Annotated in this window: 23 protein-coding genes and 1 pseudogene; 9 read left to right on the forward strand and 15 right to left on the reverse strand. The window is 70.4% G+C overall.

Annotated features, from left to right (window positions below):
- Positions 1 to 81: 81 nt before the first annotated feature.
- The 7 genes from E3U25_RS13030 to urtA all read right to left on the reverse strand — a co-directional run bounded on the left by E3U25_RS13030 (position 82) and on the right by urtA (position 8968).
- The gene (locus E3U25_RS13030; RefSeq protein ID WP_116222700.1) at positions 82 to 2379 is read right to left on the reverse strand and encodes a caspase family protein; all 2298 of its coding nucleotides are present in this window, start codon (positions 2377 to 2379) and stop codon (positions 82 to 84) included.
- Positions 2380 to 2381: 2 nt separating this feature from the next.
- Positions 2382 to 2765 (reverse strand): hypothetical protein, encoded by a 384-nt coding sequence (locus E3U25_RS13035; protein WP_147304541.1) that lies wholly within the window; start codon positions 2763 to 2765, stop codon positions 2382 to 2384.
- Positions 2766 to 3036: 271 nt separating this feature from the next.
- Positions 3037 to 3744 carry an urea ABC transporter ATP-binding subunit UrtE gene (urtE, locus tag E3U25_RS13040; RefSeq protein ID WP_116222702.1) on the reverse strand — a complete coding sequence of 236 codons (708 nt, stop codon included), beginning with the start codon at positions 3742 to 3744 and terminating at the stop codon, positions 3037 to 3039.
- A 3-nt stretch (positions 3745 to 3747) separates the two neighbouring features.
- The gene (gene urtD, locus E3U25_RS13045; RefSeq protein WP_036755135.1) at positions 3748 to 4488 is read right to left on the reverse strand and encodes an urea ABC transporter ATP-binding protein UrtD; all 741 of its coding nucleotides are present in this window, start codon (positions 4486 to 4488) and stop codon (positions 3748 to 3750) included.
- Positions 4485 to 5720 carry an urea ABC transporter permease subunit UrtC gene (urtC, locus tag E3U25_RS13050; RefSeq protein ID WP_036755136.1) on the reverse strand — a complete coding sequence of 412 codons (1236 nt, stop codon included), beginning with the start codon at positions 5718 to 5720 and terminating at the stop codon, positions 4485 to 4487. The genes urtD and urtC overlap by 4 nt, the downstream gene beginning before the upstream one ends.
- A gap of 1 nt (position 5721) precedes the next feature.
- Positions 5722 to 7632 carry an urea ABC transporter permease subunit UrtB gene (gene urtB, locus E3U25_RS13055; RefSeq protein WP_116222703.1) on the reverse strand — a complete coding sequence of 637 codons (1911 nt, stop codon included), beginning with the start codon at positions 7630 to 7632 and terminating at the stop codon, positions 5722 to 5724.
- Positions 7633 to 7681: 49 nt separating this feature from the next.
- Positions 7682 to 8968 (reverse strand): urea ABC transporter substrate-binding protein, encoded by a 1287-nt coding sequence (gene urtA / locus E3U25_RS13060; RefSeq protein ID WP_072462573.1) that lies wholly within the window; start codon positions 8966 to 8968, stop codon positions 7682 to 7684.
- Between the two features lie 384 nt (positions 8969 to 9352).
- On the opposite strand from urtA, the gene E3U25_RS13065 reads away from it, so the two are divergent.
- From E3U25_RS13065 to ureG, 8 genes are read left to right on the forward strand one after another with little or no spacing between them, the layout of a single operon-like run.
- The gene (locus E3U25_RS13065; protein WP_116222859.1) at positions 9353 to 10147 is read left to right on the forward strand and encodes an urease accessory protein UreD; all 795 of its coding nucleotides are present in this window, start codon (positions 9353 to 9355) and stop codon (positions 10145 to 10147) included.
- A gap of 8 nt (positions 10148 to 10155) precedes the next feature.
- Complete coding sequence (locus E3U25_RS13070; protein ID WP_036755147.1) at positions 10156 to 10458, forward strand: urease subunit gamma; 303 nt, start codon at positions 10156 to 10158, stop codon at positions 10456 to 10458.
- A gap of 11 nt (positions 10459 to 10469) precedes the next feature.
- Positions 10470 to 11012, forward strand: a complete 543-nt coding sequence (locus tag E3U25_RS13075; protein ID WP_116222704.1) for a HupE/UreJ family protein — start codon at positions 10470 to 10472, stop codon at positions 11010 to 11012.
- A 1-nt stretch (position 11013) separates the two neighbouring features.
- A complete protein-coding gene (locus E3U25_RS13080; protein ID WP_072462575.1) occupies positions 11014 to 11319 on the forward strand; it encodes an urease subunit beta in 306 nt (101 codons plus the stop codon).
- 1 nt (position 11320) lies between these two features.
- Positions 11321 to 13012 (forward strand): urease subunit alpha, encoded by a 1692-nt coding sequence (gene ureC / locus E3U25_RS13085; RefSeq protein WP_116222705.1) that lies wholly within the window; start codon positions 11321 to 11323, stop codon positions 13010 to 13012.
- Positions 13013 to 13014: 2 nt separating this feature from the next.
- Complete coding sequence (locus E3U25_RS13090; protein WP_116222706.1) at positions 13015 to 13506, forward strand: urease accessory protein UreE; 492 nt, start codon at positions 13015 to 13017, stop codon at positions 13504 to 13506.
- Complete coding sequence (locus E3U25_RS13095) at positions 13481 to 14125, forward strand: urease accessory protein UreF (RefSeq protein ID WP_370362701.1); 645 nt, start codon at positions 13481 to 13483, stop codon at positions 14123 to 14125. The genes E3U25_RS13090 and E3U25_RS13095 overlap by 26 nt, the downstream gene beginning before the upstream one ends.
- On the forward strand, positions 14122 to 14742 hold the full coding sequence (gene ureG / locus E3U25_RS13100) for an urease accessory protein UreG (RefSeq protein WP_036755230.1): 621 nt from the start codon (positions 14122 to 14124) through the stop codon (positions 14740 to 14742). Before E3U25_RS13095 ends, ureG begins: the two co-directional genes overlap by 4 nt.
- Before the next feature lie 63 nt (positions 14743 to 14805).
- Here the strand turns inward: ureG and E3U25_RS13105 are convergent, their stop codons facing one another.
- Genes E3U25_RS13105 through E3U25_RS13125 form a run of 5 tightly spaced genes read right to left on the reverse strand, consistent with a single transcriptional unit; the run spans position 14806 to position 16861 of the window.
- The gene (locus E3U25_RS13105; RefSeq protein ID WP_255469839.1) at positions 14806 to 15321 is read right to left on the reverse strand and encodes a TonB-dependent receptor domain-containing protein; all 516 of its coding nucleotides are present in this window, start codon (positions 15319 to 15321) and stop codon (positions 14806 to 14808) included.
- Between the two features lie 47 nt (positions 15322 to 15368).
- Positions 15369 to 15680 (reverse strand): TonB-dependent receptor domain-containing protein, encoded by a 312-nt coding sequence (locus E3U25_RS13110; RefSeq protein WP_338117761.1) that lies wholly within the window; start codon positions 15678 to 15680, stop codon positions 15369 to 15371.
- On the reverse strand, positions 15659 to 15790 hold the full coding sequence (locus tag E3U25_RS13115; RefSeq protein WP_255469838.1) for a hypothetical protein: 132 nt from the start codon (positions 15788 to 15790) through the stop codon (positions 15659 to 15661). The genes E3U25_RS13110 and E3U25_RS13115 overlap by 22 nt, the downstream gene beginning before the upstream one ends.
- Complete coding sequence (locus E3U25_RS13120) at positions 15787 to 16278, reverse strand: TonB-dependent receptor (RefSeq protein ID WP_281029309.1); 492 nt, start codon at positions 16276 to 16278, stop codon at positions 15787 to 15789. Before E3U25_RS13120 ends, E3U25_RS13115 begins: the two co-directional genes overlap by 4 nt.
- Entirely contained in the window at positions 16226 to 16861 is a 636-nt protein-coding gene (locus E3U25_RS13125) for a TonB-dependent receptor plug domain-containing protein (protein ID WP_116222709.1), read from the reverse strand. Before E3U25_RS13125 ends, E3U25_RS13120 begins: the two co-directional genes overlap by 53 nt.
- Between E3U25_RS13125 and E3U25_RS13130 the strand changes: the two genes are divergently transcribed.
- A complete protein-coding gene (locus tag E3U25_RS13130) occupies positions 16837 to 17472 on the forward strand; it encodes an AMP-binding protein (RefSeq protein ID WP_338117762.1) in 636 nt (211 codons plus the stop codon). The two genes, E3U25_RS13125 and E3U25_RS13130, sit on opposite strands and share 25 nt — an antisense overlap.
- A 13-nt stretch (positions 17473 to 17485) precedes the next feature.
- On the opposite strand, the pseudogene E3U25_RS13135 reads toward E3U25_RS13130, so the two are convergent.
- From E3U25_RS13135 to E3U25_RS13145, 3 genes and pseudogenes are all read right to left on the reverse strand, one after another.
- Positions 17486 to 18691: pseudogene (locus tag E3U25_RS13135) on the reverse strand (condensation domain-containing protein); the annotation flags it as partial.
- A gap of 31 nt (positions 18692 to 18722) precedes the next feature.
- Complete coding sequence (locus E3U25_RS13140) at positions 18723 to 20447, reverse strand: AMP-binding protein (RefSeq protein WP_116222711.1); 1725 nt, start codon at positions 20445 to 20447, stop codon at positions 18723 to 18725.
- A complete protein-coding gene (locus E3U25_RS13145) occupies positions 20380 to 21237 on the reverse strand; it encodes a condensation domain-containing protein (protein ID WP_116222712.1) in 858 nt (285 codons plus the stop codon). The genes E3U25_RS13140 and E3U25_RS13145 overlap by 68 nt, the downstream gene beginning before the upstream one ends.
- Positions 21238 to 21272 lie beyond the last annotated feature (35 nt).

A 21272-nucleotide genomic window follows, 5' to 3' on the forward strand; every position in this document is an offset into this window, starting at 1 on the left:
GGGCCTGGGGGCAGGCGGACGCAGCGCACCGGCAGAAAAGCCAGGACCGGCGGGGCGGGGTGCTTGCCCGTCCCGATCGCCTCAGAACAGATCGACACGGGGCGGGTTCTGCGCCCACCAGGCGCGGGCTGCCATCAGCAGCCGCTCCTGCGGGCCGGCGCCGGGCGGCAAGGCTTCCAGCCCCGCGCGGCTGCCCGCCCGCGCCAATGCCGCGATGGTGGCGGGCCCGGCCCGCCCGTCCACGGCGACCGCTTCGCCCAGCTCGTTCAGGATCATCTGCGCCGCCCGGTCCAGGTCGGCGGCGGCCACCCCCTCCAGCAGCTCGCGCGCGCGGGCGGCCGCCTCGGCAGAGGGCAGGTGCAGCGCCTTGGCGGCGCGCAGGGCGGCATCGGCCGGACCCAGCGGGCGGGCGTCGCCCCCCAGGATGATGCCGGCGCCATTGGCCCCGCCCCAGCCGTCGCCCCGCGCCAGCCCCATGTCATACCAGCGCAGCGCCGCGCGCGGATCGGGCTTGCCCAGCTGGCCGCGCATGATCATCCGGCCCAGGTTCGCGGGCGCAAGGGGATGCCCTCCCTGGGCCGCGCGCTCGAACCAGTCGCGGGCGGCGGCGGGATCGGGCTTCACGTCGCCATGACCGCGCAGCGCCACCAGCCCCAGGTTGTTATAGCCGTAGATGTCCTTGCGCTCGGCCGAGGCGCGCAGATAGGTCAGCCCGCGCTCGGGCCGGAACCAGCGGCTGTCGGGGTCCAGGAAATAGGCGCCCAGCTCGTTCATGGAATAGGTATGGCCAAGCTCTGCGGCGCGCTCCAGCAGCTCGAAGCCGCGCTGGCGGTCGGCTTCGGCGGGGCCGTTGCGCAGCAGGCGCAGGCCGCGGCTGTGCATGGCAAAGGGATCGCCGCTGGCGATGGCCTGCTCCAGCAGCGCGTTGCCCTGCGCCTCGTCCAGCGGGATCGGCACCGCGGCGCGGTCCACGCGCGGGCTCAGCAGCAGCATGGCGGCGGCATGGCCGGCGCGGACATGGCCGGCCGCGGCGGCGGCGCGAAAGCTGTCATAGGCCGCTTTCAGGTCGCCCGACGCCTGCTGCGCGCGGCCCAGCTGGTAGAGCAGCCGCGGGACGCCGGGGTTTTCGGCCACGGCCTGCGTGCAATCGGCCAGCGCGCGCCGGGGCTCGATCTGGTTCGGCAGCCGGTAAAGGCCCACGCCCTGAAGGTCCAGCGCATCGCCCGCCTGCACGTCGCAGGCCAGGGCGGGCATCTGGACCGAGACCTTCAGCACGCCGGGCTCGGCGCCGCCGATGCCAAGGGTGAAGCGGTCCCGGACGACATGCTCGGTCCTGCCGGCCATCGGGGTCTCGGCCAGGTGCGGGCGATAGGTCGGGGCGCCGCCGGCAAGGTCGATCTGCCCATGCTGCGGCGCCTCGATCACCGAGACATCGCCCAGAGGGCCGCCGATCCCTTCGGCCAGCCGCTCGCCCAGCGGCAGTTCGCGCGCGAAGGGCAGGGTCAGGTCGACCGCCTGTTCCCGCGCGGGCGCGGCGCTGCGGTTGGGCTGCGAGACGGCGGAATCCGCGGACGGCGGGGTGGCGACGGTCCCGCCCTGGACCAGGTAGAAGGGCTGCACCAGGGTCGAGCTTTCCCAGGGCACCTGCCGGCCGCTGGTCGATTGATAGACGCGCTGGCGCACGTCGGCCAGCATGGTCAGGATGTTTTCATCGGAATATTGCCCGGCCGCGTCCAGGATGGCCTGGGCATAGGGCCCGTTCCCGCCCGCCTCGCCGTCATAGGCCACCTGTCCGGGCGAGGTCGAAAAGGCGACCAGCGAATTGATCGGGGTCGAGAAGACCTCGAAGCCGGATTTGGTCTCGAACAGCGTCGCATCAAGATTGGCCGCCAGGCGCAGGTTCGGAAAGGGATTTTCCCGACAGGCGTCGATCATGGCGACATGGGTCGAGCCGCGGGCCGACAGCAGCTCGACCACCCGGTCCAGGGTGATGGACTGCACCGGCAGGTCGTAGATGCTTTCGAAGGCCACGTCGGTCGGCAGCAGATAGTTGCGCCGCCCGATCTGGATGCCGTGGCCGGCATAGAAGAAGACCAGCTCCGATCCCTCGGGGATGTTCAGCAAGGCCGTGCGCAGGAAGGATTCGAAGCCCGTCCGGTCGAGGTCGTGGGATTCCTGCACGGTAAAGCCGAAGCCGCGCAGCATGTCGGCGATGTCGCGGGCGTCGCGCACGGCATTGTCCAGCGAGGGCGCGCGCTGATAGTCCCCGTTGCCGACGACCAGCGCGATGCGGGCGTCTTCGGCCCCGGCCAGGGTGGTCAGGCCCAGCGACACCGCCGCAGCCAGCAGCAGAGACCTAGCTGGTCGCCCGGCCGACATCGCTAGCCCCAGCCCCCTCCGCCGTCATCGCCGCCATCGCTGCCGCCACCATCGTTGCCACCATCGTTGCCGCCATCGCTGCCGCTGTCGCCGCCGCTGTCGCCACCGTCACTGTCGCCGCCGCCCGAGCCGTCACCCGAGCCACCGCCTGAACCGCCGCCGCCGGTTCCGCCACCCGAGCCGCCGCTGTTGCCGCCGCTCGAGCCACCGCTGTTGCCGCCGCCGCCGGATTCATTTGCCCGGCCGCCGCCGGTTCCGCCCGTTGACCCGGCCGAGGAAACGGCCGGCTGCGCCTGCTGGCCGGTTGCGGAGGGAGTGGGAACCTCCTCACAGCCGGAAACGAGCGCGATTGCTGCTGTCGAGAGAGTTAGGGCCAGGATACGCATCTTTGCCGCCCCCGTTGCAATGGGACGATGATAGTCCAAATCACGCAATCCAGCCAGAAATTCCTGCTCATCCCGACGCCTTTCCCGGCCGGCCGGAACGCCGTGCCGGTGGGTCCGGCCTGACTGCCACGTCCCGAAACCGCGCGTCTTGCGCAGGACGGCCGGCGTTGGTGCTGGAGGACCGGAACACCTTTGCAAAACCGCGCCGGGCATGTCGCCGCGAACCCCGTCCCATGGCGCCGCATGGACAGGCCGGGCGACCCTGGACCCGTCAGGCGGCCGCGTGGCCGGCCAGCCGCGCGTGCAGATCCTCGCGCCGCAGCCGCGCCTTGGGGCCCTGCGCCACCGCCCGGCCGCGCTCCAGCACCAGGAAGTCGTTGCCCAGATCCCAGGCGAAGTCGAAATACTGCTCGACCAGCACGATGGCCATGTCGCCGCGGTCGCGCAGCGCGGCGATCACCCGGCCGATCTGGGCGATGATGTTGGGCTGGATGCCCTCGGTCGGCTCGTCCAGCAGCAAAAGGCGCGGCCGGGTGATCAGCGCGCGGGCTATGGCCAGCTGCTGCTGCTGGCCGCCCGAAAGGTCGCCGCCGCGCCGATGCGCCATCTCGGCCAGCACCGGGAAGCTGTCGAAGATCTCGTCGGGGATGCGGCGCTCGGCGCGCGGCAGGCAGGCGAATCCGGTCTCCATGTTCTCGCGCACGGTCAGCATCGGGAAGATCGCCCGGCCCTGCGGGACGTAGCCCACGCCCATCCGCGCCATCTGCTGCGCGCTGACGCGGCCCAGCTCGCGCCCGTCCAGGCGGATCGTGCCGCCCGAACGCGGATGCCGCCCGGCCAGCAGGCTGAGCAGCGAGGTCTTGCCCACGCCGTTGTTGCCCATCACGCAGACCACCGCGCCGGGGCGGGCGTCGATGTCGATGCCGTGAAGGATCTGGCTGCCGCCATAGTGAAGGGTCAGGTTCCTGGCTTCCAGCATCTCTCAGCGCCCCAGATAGACTTCGATCACGTCGGGATTGCGGGTCACGTGGTCCAGCGTGCCCTCGGCCAGGACCGAGCCCTGGTGCAGCACCGTCACCTTGCAGTCGAGCCGGCGCACGAAATCCATGTCATGTTCCACCACGACCACGGCACGGGTCCGCGCCAGCCGCACCAGAAGCGCGGTGGTCTGCTCGCGCTCGGCCAGGGTCATGCCCGCCGCCGGCTCGTCCACCAGCAGCAGCCGCGGCTCTTGCGCCAGGAGCATGCCGATCTCCAGCCATTGTTTCTGGCCGTGGCTCAGCTCGCCCGCCTTGCGGCCGGTGTGTTCGGCCAGCCCGACCTCGGCCGCCAGTTCCGCGACCCGCGCCACCGATGCGGCCGAGGGTTTCCAGAACAGCACCGCAAAGGGGCCGCGGCCCGCCTTCAGCGCCATGGTCAGGTTGGCGGCGACGCTCTGGTCCTCGAAGACGGTGGGGCGCTGGAACTTGCGGCCGATGCCGGCGCGGGCGATCTGCGCCTCGTTCATCCGCAAGAGCGAGCGCGAGGTCTCGCCGAAACGGACATCGCCGGAATCGGGCCGGGTCTTGCCGGTCACGATGTCCATGAAGGTGGTCTTGCCGGCGCCGTTCGGGCCGATCACCGCGCGCAGTTCCGCCGCGCCGATGGCGAAGGACAGGTTGTTGATCGCCCGGAACCCGTCGAAGCTGACCGAGATGCCGTCGACCTCCAGAAGCGCGCTCATGCCTTGGCCTCCTTTTCCTGCAAGGCGCCCTGGCCGGGGCCAAGGTCGCGGCCGTGCCGGCGCGGCGGCAGCACGCCCGCCAGCCGGTCGAAGATGCCGGCGATGCCCTTGGGCGCGAACAGCGTGACCAGCACGAAGCTGAGGCCCAGCGCCACCTGCCACCAATCCACCCATTTGACCGTATAGCCCGGCAGCGGCAGGTCGGGCGCGCGGCCGCCGGTGAACCAGCTGGACAGCAGCGACACCGCGATGGCGCCGATCATCGCGCCGTAAAGCCGGCCGCGCCCGCCGATCGCCACCCAGACCGCCAGGTAGATCGAGGCGATGGGCATCAGCTCGGCCGGGTTGATGATGCCGGCCTGCGGGTAATAGAGCGCGCCGGCGACGGCGGTGATCATCGCGGCCAGGGTAAAGACGACCAGCTTGAAGCCCTCGACCGGATAGCCGAGGAAGCGCACCCGCGTCTCGTCGTCGCGGATGGCGCGGATGACGCTGCCGAACTTGCCGCTGACCAGCCAGGCGGCCAGCACGTAGCAAAGCGCCAGCGCCGCGGCCGAGGCCCAGAGGAACCAGACCGACAGCGTGGCCTGCGGGACGCCGTCCAGGCCGGGGATGTTCTGCAGGCCCGACAGCCCGTTGTTGCCGCGAAAGCCGCTGTCGTTCTGGAAGAGCCACAAGGCCAGGGCCAGCGTCATCGCCTGGGTCAGGATGGACAGGTAGACCCCGTTCACGCGCGAGCGGAAGGCAAGCCAGCCGAAGGCCAGCGCCAGCAGCCCCGGCACCGCGACCACCAGCACCAGCTGCGCCGTCAGGCTGTGGGCGAAGGCCCAGGCCAGGGGCAGCTCGGACGAGCCGACGACGCCGAAGATCTGGTTGGCGACGGCCTCGCGCAGTTCCTGCGCGGTGGGCGGGATCGGGTTGCCGGCCATCGCGGCCGCGACGATGGCCTCGGTCCTGGCATACATCAGCCATTGCCCGATCATGTAGCCGCCAAGCGCGAAGAAGGCCATCTGCCCCAGCGACAGGATGCCCAGGTAGCCCCAGACCAGGTCCATCGCCAGGGCGGCCAGCGCCAGGCACAGCGTCTTGCCCAGGATCTTGACGGTCGAGGTCGGCACGACGCCCGAGCCGTAGGCCTGGCTCAGCAGCGTGACGGCAAGGGTGAAGACGGCCAGCAGCGCCAGGACGACCAGCACCGAGGGGTTGCGCAGGATCAGGGGTTGCCGGGTCATGTCAGGCCTCCGCCGCACGGCCGCGCTGCGGGATGATGCCGCGCGGACGGAACTGGATGAAGATCACGATGAACAGGATCATGAAGGTCTGCGCCGCCAGCGTGTTCGAGGGGTTGAAGGATTCGATCACCTTCGACAGCACCCCGATCAGCCCGGCGCCCGCCAGCGTGCCCCAGATATTGCCGACGCCGCCCACCACCACGGTCATGAAGCTTTGCACGATGTATTGCTGGCCCAGCTCGGACGTGACCTGCGCGAAAAGGCCGATGGCCACCCCCGCGATCCCGGCGATGCCCGAGCCGAGGCCAAAGGTCATCATGGCGATGCGGTCGGGGTTGATGCCCATGCTGGCGGCCATGCCGGGGTTTTGCGTGACCGCCCGCACCTCGAGCCCCAGCCGCGTGCGCTTCATGATGAACAGGAACAGCCCCAGAAACAGCACCGCAAGCACCAGGATCGCCACCCGGATCGAAGAGATCGAGATCACGTCGTTCACGGTGATCGCCCCTTCCAGCCATGCCGGCGCGGTCAGCGGCCGGGCCTGGGTGCCGAAGATGTTCTTGGCCAGCTGTTGCAGCGCGATGGACACGCCGAAGGTCGCCAGCAGCGTCTCCAGCGGGCGATGCGCCAGGTGCCGGATCACCAGCCGGTAAAGCGCCACCCCGGCCGCGAAGGTCACTGCAAAGGCCAGCGGCAGCGCCACCACCAGCGACAGGGTGCGATCCGCGATCATGGTCTGGGTGACATAGCCGGCATAGGCGCCCATCATGATGAATTCGCCATGCGCCATGTTGATGACGCGCATGACGCCGAAGGTGATCGCCAGCCCGATGGCGGCCAGGAAATAGATCGAGGCCAGGGACAGCGCGTCCAGCCCCAGGTCGATGCCGGACATCGCCGCCAGCCGCCATTCCGCGCCCCTTTGCGCGGCGCGGGCGGCGTCGGTCACGTCGGGGTCGGCCTCCGCATAGACCTCGAAGAAGCGGGTGCCGGCCAGCGCCGCCTCGGTCTCGGCCTCGGTCGCGGCGGGGGGGACGGCGCCCGCGGCCTCCAGCGCCTCATAGGCGCGGTCGCGGGCCTGCGGGTCGGACAGTTCTGCGACGGGAACGCCGCCCACGCGGCCCTGGGCGACATGCGCGGCCAGCGCGGCGCGCTGGTCGGCGGGCGTCAGGCGCGGCTGGATCAGCCCCTCGGCGGTCAGCAGGGCGACGGCGGCCTCGCGCGGGAAATCATCCGAGCCTGGGCGCAATTCGCGGGCGATATTGGCTTGCGGCTCCTCCGCCGCGGCCAGGCGGCGCGTCGCCAGCAGCGGGTTCAGCGCGGCGCGGAAATCCAGCCCGACATCGCCCGCCATCAGCTGGATGGCGGCCACGCGGGCGGCGGGGTCGGTATCGAAGCGGATGGTCAGCAGCCTTTCGATCCGGTCGCGGCGCGCGGCCAGGACGGGATCGACCTCGGGCGCGGCCGAGCGCAGGGCGGCCAGATGCGCGGCGGTGCCGTCGCGGGCGATGCTGGCCAGCGCGGCGGCGCGGCGGGCGCGGTCGGGGCTGGCGATCTCGCCCGCGACCAGCGCCGATTCGATGACGCCGCGCACGCCGGAATTGGGCCGCAGCATCCTGGGCTCCGCGTCCGCGACAGGCTGTCCCGTCACCGCGTCGGTGGCGCCGTCGCCGTCCACGATCACCAGCCGCCCGCCGGCCAGGCCAAGCGCGCGGCCCGCCCAGGCCGACAGCAGCGCCAACCCCTCGGGGCCGGTGGCGGCGATTTCGGCGACCAGCGGCTCGACCGTGCGGCGCGAGGGCTTTTCGATCTGGTCGAGGTTGTCGGCGACGACGGCTTCCAGCGCCGGGTTGGCGGCGGCAGGCAGGGCCAGAAGCAGCGTCAGCAAAAGGGCGATCAGGCGGCAGGTCATGGGCGCTCCCGTCCAAGGAAGGGGGCGGCGGAACCGCCCCCGCAATCTGTCAGTAATTCGACTGGATCTGCACGCAGCTGTCGGTCTGCGTGTTGAACATGCCGCATTTCCTGTCCTGCCAGTCGGCCTCCAGCACCGCGGATTCGGGCAGGAAGTCGGTCCAGGCGTCGCCCGGCACCGGCTCGGTCTGGCTGACGATGTCGAACTGCCCGTCCTCGCGGATCTCGCCGATCAGCACCGGCTTGGTCAGGTGGTGGTTGGGCAGGACCGTCGCCGTGCCGCCGGTCAGGTTCGGCACCTCGACGCCGACGATGGCGTCCAGCACCGGATCGACATCCGTGGTCCCGGCCTTTTCGACCGCCGCCACCCAGGCGTTGAAGCCGATCACCGTCGCCTCCATCGGGTCGTTGGTCACGCGCTTGTCGTCGCCGATGAACTTGTGCCAGTCCTCGATGAACGCGGCGTTTTCCGGCGTGTCGGCGGATTGGAAATAGTTCCAGGCGGCCAGGTGGCCCACGAGGTTCGTGGTATCCAGCCCCGAAAGCTCTTCCTCGCCGACCGAGAAGGCGATGACCGGGATGTCCTCGGCCGAGACGCCCGCCGCCGCCAGCTCCTTGTAGAAGCCGACATTGGCGTCGCCGTTGATCGTCGAGACCACGCCGACCTTCTTGCCGTCGGCGCCAAGCGCGACCACGTCCGCGACGATCTTGGACCAGTCGGAATGCCCGAAGGGCGTGTAGTTGACGAAGATGTCGCCCTCTGCCACGCCCTTGCCCTTCAGATAGGCGTCGAGGATGTTGTTCGTCGTGCGCGGATAGACGTAGTCGGTCCCGAGCAGCGCCCATTTCTCGACGCCCAGCTCCTCGGTCATGTAATCGACCGCCGGGATCGCCTGCTGGTTCGGGGCGGCGCCGGTGTAGATGACGTTCTTCGAGCTTTCCTCGCCTTCATATTGAACGGGATAGAACATCAGCCCGTTGAGTTCCTCCAGCACCGGCAGCACGGACTTGCGCGAGACCGAGGTCCAGCAGCCGAAGATCACGTCCACCTCGGACACGGTCAGCAGTTCGCGCGCCTTCTCGGCAAAGAGCGGCCAGTCCGAGGCGGGATCGACCACCACCGCCTCCAGCGGGCGGCCCAGAAGGCCGCCCTTGGCGTTCTGGCGCTCGACCATCATCAGGACGGTGTCCTTCAGCGTGGTTTCCGAAATCGCCATCGTGCCCGACAACGAATGCAGCACGCCGATCTTGATCGGCTCGCCTTCCTGTGCCTGCGCGGCGCCGGCAAGGCCGGTCGAAACGGCCAGTGCGGCGGCTGCGCTGATAATCCTCTTCATCCCTGTCTTCCCTTCCCTGTGTCATTGGCAGCGGGTTCAGGGGCACTAGAGGCCATCGGCGGCACCGCGCCAAACCCCATGCCGCGGCGCGGCGCCGGGCGACATGCGGTGATGAAGTTTCAGCCAGTTCCGCGGGAGATCGCTTGCCGAACGGGCAGAAATGGATCGAAGCAGGGCCGGGGCGGTCGGTTTTCCCGGCCCATGTCCGGCACCGGCGGCCAAAGGGCGGCAGGCGTTCGGCGATTGCCCAAAAACCCGTCGCCGTGGCGAATATCCGGGCAGGTTGCCGGGCGTTTTGTCCCGGCCGCTTGGCGGCGGCTGCCCATCGGTTGATCGCCGCCCTGTTTCATGGCCGAGGTCGGGGCAACGCATCGGGATCCGCTCATGGCTTTGGACATCTCCAGTTCGGTTCAGGCATTGCCGCGCAGCCACGGCGCGGCGCAGCTGTCGCGTGCCGAAGGGCGGCTGCGGCGCCTGCACCAGCAAGGCTGCCTCAAGATCCTGATGCCGCGGAACCGCTGCGAGGCGGTGGTGGTCAATACCGCCGGCGGCATCACCGGCGGCGACCGGCTGGCGCTTGGCATCCATGCGGGCCGGGGCGAAAGCCTGACGGTGACGACGCAGGCGGCCGAGCGCGTCTATCGCAGCGCCGGCGGGGCAGGGCAGGTGTCGAACCTCCTGACGCTTGACGAAGGCGCCCGCATCGACTGGCTGCCGCAGGAGACGATCCTGTTCGAGGGCTCGGCCCTCGAACGGCGGCTGACCGTGGATATGGCGCCGGGCGCGACGCTGCTGGCCGCCGAAAGCGTGGTCTTCGGGCGCGCGGCGCATGGGGAAACGCTGCGCCGGTTCCATCTGCGCGACCATTGGCGCATCCGCCGCGGCGACCGCCTGATCCATGCCGAGGCGATGCGGCTGGACGGGATGCCCACGGGGCCCGCCACCCTGGCGGGGGTGCGCGCCGCCGCCACCATGATCCTTGCCGCGCCGGGGGCCGAGCATGGGCTGGACGCGGCCCGCGCGGCGATCCCCCAGGGCGCCGAGGCCGGGGTCAGCGCGCTGCCGGGCCTGCTGGTGGCACGGTTCCTGGCGCCCTCGGCCCAGGCCCTGCGGGCGGCGCTGGTGCCGCTCATCGCGCATTTCCGCGCCGGCCCGCCGCCGCGCATCTGGCAATTGTGAGGCAAGAGATGAACCTGACACCCCGCGAAAAGGACAAGCTGCTGGTGGCCATGGCCGCCATCGTCGCCCGCAACCGCATGGCGCGCGGCGTCAGGCTGAACCACCCCGAGGCCGTCGCCATCATCACCGACGCCGTGGTCGAGGGCGCCCGCGACGGCCGCTCGGTCGCCGACCTGATGTCCTGGGGCGCCGAGATCCTGCGCGCCGAGGATTGCATGGAAGGCGTGCCCGAGATGATCCCCGAGATCCAGGTCGAGGCCACCTTTCCCGACGGCACCAAGCTGGTGACGGTCCACCATCCCATCCGCTGAAGGACTTCGCGATGAAAAAGCTTCTTGCCGCCCTGCTGCTGGCACCGACCGCGGCCCTTGCCCATACCGGCCACGGCGGGGGCGCGCCCCTGGTGGCGGGCCTGTCCCACCCGCTGGGCGGGGCCGATCACCTGCTGGCCATGCTGGCCGTGGGCCTGTGGGCGGCCGGCATCGGCGGACGCGCGATCTGGGCGCTGCCGCTGGCCTTCGTGGCGGCGATGGTCGCGGGCGGCGCGCTGGGTGCGGCAGGGGTCGGCCTGCCGCTGGTCGAGCCGGTGATCCTGGCCTCTTCCATCGTCATCGGCGCGGCGATCGCGCTGGCCCTGCGGCCGGGCCTGGCCATGGTGCTGCCGGTGATCGCGGTCTTCGGCATGATGCACGGCCATGCGCACGGGATCGAAGGCCCGGCGCAGGGGCTGGCCGCCTATGCCGCGGGCTTTGCGCTGGCGACGGCGGGCCTGCACGGCATCGGCATCGCGCTGGGGCGCCTGCCGCTGGCGCGCTGGCTGGGCGCTGCGACCGCCGCGGCGGGCCTTGTGCTGGCGGTGGCCTGAGATGATCCCCGGAGAGATCATCCCCGCCGAGGGCGAGATCGTGCTGAACGCCGGCCGCCCCCGCCTGGTCCTGACCGTCGCCAATACCGGCGACCGCCCGGTGCAGGTCGGCAGCCATTACCATTTCGCCGAAACCAACCCGGCGCTGGATTTCGACCGCGCGGCTGCGCGGGGGATGCGCCTCGACATCGCCGCCGGCACCGCGATCCGCTTCGAGCCGGGTCAGACCCGCGACGTGGGCCTGATCCCCTTTGCGGGCGACCGCCGGGTCTTCGGCTTTCGCGCCGCCGTCATGGGAGAGCTGTAGGATGCCCGCCACGCTGTCCCGCGCCGATTACGCGGCGATCTATGGCCCCACCACCGGCGACCGCGTGCGCCTGGCCGATACCGAACTGGTCATCGAGGTCGAGCGCGACCTGACCACCTATGGCGAGGAGGTCAAGTTCGGCGGCGGCAAGGTCATCCGCGACGGCATGGGCCAGTCGCAGAAATCCCGCGCCGAGGGCGCGATGGACACCGTCATCACCAATGCGCTGATCGTGGATGCGACCGGCATCTACAAGGCGGACGTGGGCCTGCGGGACGGGCGCATCGCGGTGATCGGCAAGGCCGGCAACCCCGATACCCAGCCCGCCGTCACCGTGCTGATCGGGCCGGGGACCGAGATCATCGCGGGCGAAGGCCGCATCCTGACCGCCGGCGCCATGGACGCGCATATCCATTTCATCTGCCCCCAGCAGATCGACGACGCGCTGCATTCGGGCATCACCACCATGCTGGGCGGCGGCACCGGCCCGGCGCATGGCACGCTGGCCACCACCTGCACGCCGGGGCCCTGGCATATCGGCCGGATGCTGCAAGCCGCGGACGCCTTCCCGATGAACCTGGCCTTTGCGGGCAAGGGCAACGCCTCGCTGCCCGCCGCGCTGGAGGAACAGGTCCGCGCCGGCGCCTGCGCGATGAAGCTGCACGAGGACTGGGGCACCACCCCCGCCGCCATCGACTGCTGCCTTTCCGTCGCCGACCGCATGGACGTGCAGGTGATGATCCACACCGACACGCTGAACGAAAGCGGCTTTGTCGAGGACACCATCGCCGCCATCGCCGGCCGCACCATCCATGCCTTCCATACCGAGGGCGCGGGCGGCGGCCATGCGCCCGACATCATCCGGGTGGCGGGGCTGGCGAACGTGATCCCGTCCTCGACCAACCCGACGCGGCCCTTCACCGTCAACACGATGGAAGAGCATCTGGACATGCTGATGGTCTGCCATCACTTGGACCGCTCGATCCCGGAAGACATCGCCTTTGCCGAATCCCGCATCCGGCGCGAGACCATCGCGGCCGAGGACATCCTGCACGACATCGGTGCCATGTCGATCATCTCGTCCGACAGCCAGGCCATGGGCCGGGTGGGTGAGGTGCTGATCCGCACCTGGCAGACCGCCCACAAGATGCGCGTGCAAAGGGGCGTGCTGGGCGATGGCCCGGCCGACAATTTCCGCGTCCGCCGCTATGTCGCGAAATACACCATCAACCCGGCCATCGCGCATGGATTGGCGCATGAGATCGGTTCCGTCGAGCCGGGCAAGCGCGCCGACCTGGTGCTGTGGAACCCCGCCTTCTTCGGCGTCAAGCCCGGGATGGTGCTGCTGGGCGGCACCGTGGTCATGGCGCAGATGGGCGATCCCAACGCCTCGATCCCGACGCCGCAGCCGGTGCATTCGCGGCCCATGTTCGGGGCCTTCGGGCGCTCGGTCGAACGCAGCGCCGTGACCTTCGTCAGCCGCGATGCCGAGCTGGGCCATCTGGGGCTGGCCAAGGACACGGTCGCCGCGCGCGGCACGCGCGGCATCGGCAAGGCGCAGATGGTGCTGAACGACGCCACCCCCGAGATCCATGTCGACCCCGAAACCTACGAGGTGCGCGCGGATGGCGAGTTGCTGACCTGCCAGCCCGCCGAAAGCCTGCCCATGACGCAACGCTATTTCCTGTTCTGACGATGAAAGCCACCGCCGTCCTTCACCCGCCGCTTGCCGCCCGGCCCATCGACCGGGTCGAGCTGGACTATGATGCCCGCTTCCTGCGCCGCAAGCTGCTGCGCACCCGCTCGGGCGCCGACCTGCTGGTCGATCTGCCGAAAGTCACCGCGCTGGCCCATGGCGACGCGCTGCTGAGCGATGCCGGCCCGGTCGAGGTCGTCGCCGCAGCCGAGCCGGTGCTGATCGTCACCGGCGACCTGCCGCGCCTGGCCTGGCATATCGGCAACCGCCACACGCCCTGCCAGATCGAGCCCTTCCACCTGGTCATCCGCGCCGATCACGTCCTGCGCGCCATGCTGCAGGGCCTGGGCGCGACCGTGACCGAGGCGCGGCAGCCTTTCATCCCCGAAGGCGGCGCCTATGGCCCGGCCCAGGTCATGGGCCATGGGCATGGACATGGGGACGGGCACGGGCACCAGCATGCGCATGGCCACCCCCACCCCCATGGCTGAGCTTGCCGCGCTGCAACGGCTGTTTGCCTGGCTGTCGCCCGCCTGGCCGGTGGGCAGCTTTGCCTATTCGCACGGCATCGAGCAGGCCATCGCCGATGGCTGGCTGACCGGGCCGGACGCGGTGCAGGACTGGATCGCCGATCTTTTGCGCCATGGGGCGGGCCGCAACGACGCGATCCTCTTGGCCCATGCCTGGCGGGGCGAGGATGTGGCCGAGCTTGCCCTGGCGCTGTCCGGTTGCGCCGAGCGCCGCCGCGAGGCGGCCGAGCAGGGGGCAAGCTTCGCCCGCGCCCTCTCGGCCGTCGAGGGCGCGCTGCCACCCGCCCCCTATCCCGTCGCCATCGGCATGGCGGCCGCCCGTGCGGGGGTGCCGCTTGCCGAAACGCTGGCGCTCTTCCTGCAGGCCTTTGCCTCGAACCTGGTTACGGCCTGCGTCAAGTCCGTGCCCATCGGCCCGACCCAGGGCCAGCGCGTGCTGGCCGCCCTGATGCCGCTGATCCGCGAGATCGCCGCCGAGGCCGAGGTCGCGACGCTGGACGAGCTGGGCGGCTGCACCTTGCGCGGCGACCTGGCCGCCATCCGCCACGAAACGCTGCAACCAAGGATCTATCGCACATGACCAGCCCGAACGGCCCGCTTCGCATCGGCATCGGCGGCCCGGTCGGCGCGGGCAAGACCCGCCTGACCGAGGCGCTTTGCCGGGCGCTGTCGCAAGACCTGTCCGTCGCCGCGATCACCAACGACATCTATACGCGCGAGGATGCCGAATACCTGATGCGCGTGCAGGCCCTGCCGCTGGAGCGCATCCGCGGCGTCGAGACCGGCGGCTGCCCGCATACGGCGATCCGCGAGGATTGCTCGATCAACCTTGCCGCCGTCGAAGAGCTGACGGCGGCCTTTCCCGACCTCGACGTGATCCTGATCGAGTCGGGGGGCGACAACCTGTCGGCCACCTTCTCGCCGGAACTGGCGGACCTGACGGTCTATCAGATCGACTGCGGCATGGGCGACGACATCCCGCGCAAGGGCGGGCCGGGGGTCACGCGCTCGGACCTGCTGGTCGTCAACAAGATCGACATCGCCGAGGCGGTGGGCTGCGACCGCGACCGCATGGCGCGCGACGCGGCCCGGCAACGCGGCGCGCGCCCGGTGCGCTTCTGCTCCCTGCGCACCGGCGAGGGCGTGGCCGAGGTCGTGGCCGAGATCCGCCGCCTGGGCGGGCTGGACGGCGCCTGACCCGCCTGCCGCAGCGCGACCCTGGGGCAGGGCGGCCCGGTCGCTGCCGGGGCACCCTTCGCATCAGAACGTCATCTTCAGGCCGATGCCCAGCTCGCGCGGCTCGACCACGGTGGCCTCGAAGCCGCCGATCGAGCGGCTGGCCCGCAGAGAGGTCACCGAGCGGTCGTCGAACAGGTTGCTGACATAGGCGAAGGCCTGCAGGTTCTCGTACGGCTGCCAGGTTAGCCGGGCATTGGCGACGGTATAGGAAGCGACCCAACTGTCGCGGTCCTCGTTGTCGTCGGAATAATAGCCGTCGGTATGGCGCAGCTGGCCGCTGAGCCGCCATTGCGGCGTGATGTCCCAATCGGCCGCCAGCGAAAGCGTATAGTCGGGCGCGCGGCCGAAGCGGTGGCCCTGGTATTCCGCCGCCGCGCTGGTCAAGCGGCCGATCTCGGCATGCAGCAGGCCCAGCCCCGCCTTGACCCGCAGGTTGTCGCGCAGCAGATCGTCCATCCCCAGTTCCAGGCCATAGGATCTGGTGCGCTCGGCATTGACGGTGATCGAACGGCCTATGTTCTCCGGCAGCCTGGTCATGACATAGCGCTGCGCATCGTGCAGTCGGGTGTAGAACAGGTTCCCGGTCAGCCCATCCGGTCGTCGAGCAACCGGATGCGGCCGAAGATCTCGTAGTTCCACGAGATCTCCGCATCGAAGGGCACGTATTCGCCGCTGTTCATGCTCAGCGTCGCCCCGCCGGGGTTGTAGCCCTTGCTGACCATGACGCCGATGCGGCTCGACCGGTCGAGGTCATGGGCCAGCGCCAGCTTGCGCAGCCAGGCGTCGAAGCTTTCGTCGTAGTCCAGCAGGTTGGGGGTAAAGCTCGACACGCCGCACCGGGTGATGTCGTCGCGCTGATAGCGCAGCCCGCCGGTCAGGTTCCAGCGGTCCGCCAGGTGGCTTCGGCGAACAGCCCCAGGCTGTCCTTGCGGTCGTCATAGGGGGTGGTGCCGTGGTAATCCAGCAACTCGTCCGAATCCGTGTGCGAGACGAACAGCCCCGTCACGCCGCTGATCCGGTCCTCGGGCGTGCCGAAGGTCGGGTCTCGTTCGAGGTCACGTCCTGGTCCAGGACCACCGTGCCCGAGTTGACCGGCTCGGTCGAGCGCTTGATCCGGATGTCGGAATATTGCAGCTGGTTGAACAGCGTCCAGCCGTTGCCGAAATCATGGCTCAGGTCCAGGATCGTGGTGTTGGTGCGCAGCCGCCAGCTGGGGTTCGAGGCGGTGGCGCTTTCCAGGTCCTCATAGGGTTCGGTCACGGCCTCCCAGTTCGGCCGGTTCGTCATGCCGTGCAAGAAGGTCAGCTTGCCCTGGAATCCGGGGATCTCTTGCGGCTGCCACAGCAGCTTGGCGCGAATGGTGTGCGATTCATGGTCCCGGTCGGTCGAGCCGACCGCGAAGGCGGGATTGGTATAGTCGATGTAATTGTCGCGCGCCCAGTCATCGACGGCGATGCGCCCGGCCAGATCCTCGGACAAGGATCCCGAGGCCATCAGGCGGCTGTGGCTGCCGTATTCCATCTGCGCGGCGCCCTGGGGCTGGAAGGTCGGATCCTTGGTCCTGGCGATGATCGCCCCGGCGATCGAAATTCGCGCCCTGGGTCGCCGTCTGCGGGCCGCGGAAGACCTCGATGGATTCCACGTCCCACAGCGCCTGGCTGCCCCAGACGATTTCGTTATAGCCTAGGGAATGGCCGTCGAGGGTGAAGGCCAGCCGCGGCGCGGTGCCGCCGAAAAAGGCCACCGCGCCCGAATGCGCGCCTTCGCTGTCCTGGCCGCGGATGGTGGGCGCGCCGCCCTGTCCGCCCGAGGCGACATAGGTCACGTTGGCGATGCCCGTCGCCGCATCGGCGACGCTGTCCTGCCCGCCGTTCTCCTCAAGGTCGCGCGCGGTCAGGATCGCCACGGAAGAGGCGGTGTGCTTGACGCTGCGCGCCTGCTTTTCGCCGGTCAGGACGATTTCGTCCAGCCGCATCGTCTCGGTCGCGCCCTGGCCGTCCTGGGTAAGCGCCGGGGCGATGGCCAATGCCAGCAGGGTGCCCGTGCCGACCCATGCCGGGATCTTGCGTCCATTCATCTCCAAACCCTCTTGAGAAGCTGCGGGCTGGCGGGTGCTGGCTGCCAGATGTGATTCGCATCCGGCCCGGGCTGGGCTGCCAGTTGCAGCAGGTCTTCGGCATGGCCGAGGGGCTGGTCTGCTTTACCGCGCCGCCCGACAGCGAAGAGCGCATCGTGAACACCCAGGGCCGGCCGATGTCGCCCTGGGACGAGCTGCGCATCATCCGCCCCGACAGGCGCGAGGCCGCCATCGGCGAGCCGGGCGAGCTGCAGGTCCACGGCCCCTATACGATCCCGCGAGGCCCATGCCGGCGGGGCGCTGGCCGCGCCACTGGGGTCTGCCAGGCCGGCGGCCAGCGGCTGATCGTCCTGGGGTTGCGCAAAGTGGGCCAGCATCGCCTGGACCGCCGCGGTGATCTGCCGGATCTTGGCCGGGCCGTAGCGGTCGGCGCGATGGCTCATCATGATGCGCAGGCCGACGGTCTCGCCCGCCACGTCCTCGACGATCTCGAATTGGAGGCCAAGAAGGGTCTCTGCCTTGTCCGGGTCGATCTGCCGGTATTCGACGCGACTTGCCGTCCATCAACGCGATGGCGCCGTTCATCCGGTTCCGGGCGTGGATCTGGATGAAGACTTCGAACATCTCGTCCAGCCGGGTGACGGGATTGCCGGTCAGCGCTTCGGCCACCTGATCCAGCGGAATCTCGGAGTGCGGCAGCGACCGGGCGATGCGGTCGCGCACCTGCGCGATCAGCGCGGCGGGCGTGTCCTGCGCCCCCAAAGCCAGGCGATGCGCGGTCATGGTGGTGAAATAGCCCACGGTATCGAACCAAGCCGGATCGTTGCGCCCCGAGGCTGAGGTGCCGATTACCAGGTCGCCGATGCCGCCCAGGCGCCCCAGCGCCACGCCGATCGCCGCATAGGCGGTGGCGAAGAGCGAAGCCGCGTTTCGCCGCGCCGTGGCATAGAGCCCGCGCGCGATTTCCGCCGGCAGGTCGATCCGGGTCCAGCCGCCCTGCGGATCCCGTCCGCCCGGCGCATCGCCCAGGATCGGCCGGGCGCGGGGCGCGCCGCGCAGGTGATGCAGCCAATAGTCCAGATGCGCGCGGTCCGCCTGCGCCGCCCTTTGCGCGGTGGCGAAGCGGTGGAAGCCCGGCGGCTGGTCGGGCCATTCCGGCGCCAGCCCCGCCCGCTGGCGATAGGCGTGGCCAAGCTGGTCCATCAGCAGGCTCAGCGACCATTCGTCCAGCACGACATGGTGGAACAGCATGGACAGCACCTGCTCGTCCCCCTCGCGGAAGAAGCGCAGCCGCAGCGGCAATTCGCGGGCAAGGTCGAAGACATGGCCGGCCTCGGTCCGGCGGCTGGCATCGCCGGCCTCGGCGCTGGTCCAGAACCCGCGGTCGTCGCCCAGCCGCTCGACCGGGACCACCTCTTGCAGCGGCTGGCCGTCCCGTTCGCGGAAATGGCTGCGCAGGACGGGATGGCGGCGGATCAGGTCGCCGAAAGCCAGGCCGAAGACCGTCTCGTCCACCGGTGTCGGGAAACGCAAGGCGAAAGGCAGGTTGAAGATGCCGCCATGGCCGAAGGCGGCATAGGCCTTCCGCAGCGATTGCTGGGCCAAGGACAGCGGCGCCGCCTGGGCCTTGGCGGCGTCCTCGCCGGCTGCGGGCATCGGTGCGGCCGGCGCGCTGCGGGTGGCGATATCCGCCAGCGCACGGGCGGTCGGATGGCGGAAGATGTCGATGAAGTGCAGGATGATGCCGTATTCGGCCTGCAACTTGCCGATGATGCGGGTCGCGACCAGCGAATGCCCGCCATGGTTGAAGAAATCGTCCTCGGGCCCCATCCCCGGCGCGCCGAGCGCCTCGCGGAAGGCGTCAAGGATCAGGCCCGCCAGTTCGTCCGCGTCCGCGGGCGCGTCGCCCGGTGTCCGGCGCGGCGCGGCGGGCTCGGGGCCGGGCTCGGCTGCGATCTGGCGCGCGCGGCGGCGGTCGGGTTTGCCATTGGCCGACAGCGGCAGGGCCGGGACCGCAAGGATGCGGTCGGGAAGGTGCGATTGCGGCAGCCGCTTTCGCAGGAAGGCGCGCAGCGCGCGGCTCGGGCAGGGCGCGGCCGGCGACCAGAGCGGCCAGCACCGTCTCGTCCCGCGCGTCGGGCAGGTCCACGACCAGCGCCTGCGCGATGGCGGGATGGGCGGCCAGCTCGGCCTCGACATCCGCCAGCGAGATGGGCACGCCGCGCACCTTGACATAGCCGTTCACCCGGCTGTCGATCAGGATCGTGCCGTCGCCGCGCAGCCGACCCAGGTCGCCGCTGCGAAAGGCGCGGGTGTCCTCGACCTCGGTGAAGTCGGTCTGTTCCAGCGCGCCGTCGCGCAGATAGCCCAGGGAAAGGTTCACGCCGGTGGTGTGGATGCTGCCGGCCACGCCCTCGGGGCAGGGCTCGCCCTGCGGGTTCAGCAGCAGGTAGCGGTTGCCGGGCAAGGCGCGGCCATAGGGGATGATGCGGTCGTCCTCGGGGCCGATCCGGTGCCAGACGCTCCAGATCGTGGTCTCGGTCGGGCCGCCCAGCGACCACAGGGCAGCATCTGGCCGCAGCCGGCGCAGCCGGTCGATCACCGCGGGCTTGATGTAGTCGCCGCCCCGCGCCACCAGCCGCAGCGAGCCGAGCCCGTCCTGGGGCGCGCAGGCCAGCAGCATCTCGACGATGGCGGGAACCGAGCACCAGACGGTCACGCCGTGGTCGCGCACCAGGCGGTTCCAGGCGACCGCGTCCTTTTCCTCGGTCGGCAACGGCATGACCAACCGCGCGCCGGCGGCCAGCGTGCCGAACAGGTCGAAGACCGACATGTCGTGATGCAGCGGCGTGACCGAGATCACCACGTCCTTGGCGCGGATCACCCAGGCGTCCAGCGTATGGCCGACGACGTTGGCGGTGGCGCGATTGTTCAGCACCACGCATTTCGGCCGCCCGGTGGTGCCCGAGGTGTAAAGGTAATAGGCCGCCGCCGGCGAGCGGGACAGCGCTGCAAGCCCCCGCGAGACCGGGGGGCATGCTTCCAGCGCGTCCATCTTGACCAGCAGCGCTTGGTCATCCGCCTGCGGCATGTCCACCAGCACCAGCCGCCACAGCAGCCCGTCCAGCGGCAGCGGCGCGTGGGCGAATTCGTCCCGCAGGGCCGAGAGCCGCACCTCGGCCGCGTCCAGCACGCGCAGCGCGGAATGGGCGGGGTCGAGCCCGCTGCGCCGCGCCTCGTGCCGGGCGATCAGCGCCCTGGCCCGGATCGCCAGGGCCCCGGCATCCAGCAGGCCGCGATAGCAGCGATATTCCTGCATGGCGGTGCGGCCCAGGGGCACTTCGCCCTCGCGGCCCAGCAGATAGGCCTTTTGCAGATCGCCCAGCCGCCGCATCCGCGTCGGCGCCGGCAGCCAGTCCGACAGCGGCGACGCCGCCAGGGCGGGCGCATCGGCCAGCCGGCACAGCGCCGCGTGGCAGGCATCGAAACCGGCGCGGACCCAATCCTCGGGCAGCGCGTCAAGCCGCAGATCCCAGTTCAGCAGCACGCCTTCGGCCAGCGCGGCCACCTGCACGTCCAGCGCCACCTGCGGCGCCTGCGAGACGCTCCAGACCAGCCCGCCCGAACAGCCGGCCGACGCGGGGGCTGAGCAGCTGGCGCTGCGCCCCGTCCAGGTCGAGCCCGCTGGTAAAGACCACCGGCGCGGAGTCCGCGCCCTGCCCGCCGCGCGGCATCTCGCGCAGCACGGCGACGCCGGGGCAGGCCTGGTGCGACAGCGCCTCGGCGATCTCGCGCGCCAGCCCGGCCAGCGTGGCCCCCGGTCCCACCCGCAGGCCGAGCGGCAGGATATTGGTGCAATCCCCGACCAGCCGCGAGGCGTCGCGCATCACCAGGGTGCGGAAAAAGCCCGGCAGCGTCAGGCGAAAGGCCCGGTCGCCCGTCGCCCGCGCCAGAACGGCGGCAAAGACCACCAGGTAAAGCGAGGTTTGCGTGACCGGCAGTTCCCGCGCCAGGCTTCGCAGCGCCGCGGCCGGGGCCGGCGAAAGCAGGGCCGAAAGCCGGGTGCTTTCCGGCGCCGGCGCAGCGTCGTTCAGCGGCAGGGATGGCGGGGGCGGCAGATCGCGCAGCCGCGCGCGCCACCAGCCGCGGTCCGCCGCCTCGGCCGGGACGGGGCCCAGCCGGCCCAGGTAGTCGAAATAGCAGCCCTCGGGTTCCTCGACCGCGCCAAGCCCGGCCGACGAGAACCTGCTGTTTCCGGGCCTGGATTCGCTTTCCGTGATGACGCTAGTGGGGAACTGAAGCAGGCGGGCATCACGCTTGGCGCGCGGGAACTGCTGCAGGAGCCCAGCATCGAGTGCTGGTGGCGCCTGATCCAGGCGCGGCTGCCCTAGATCGCGCCCGGCGCGTCGAT

The organism is Paracoccus versutus (genome assembly GCF_029909795.1).
Classification (GTDB): Bacteria; Pseudomonadota; Alphaproteobacteria; order Rhodobacterales; family Rhodobacteraceae; genus Paracoccus; species Paracoccus versutus.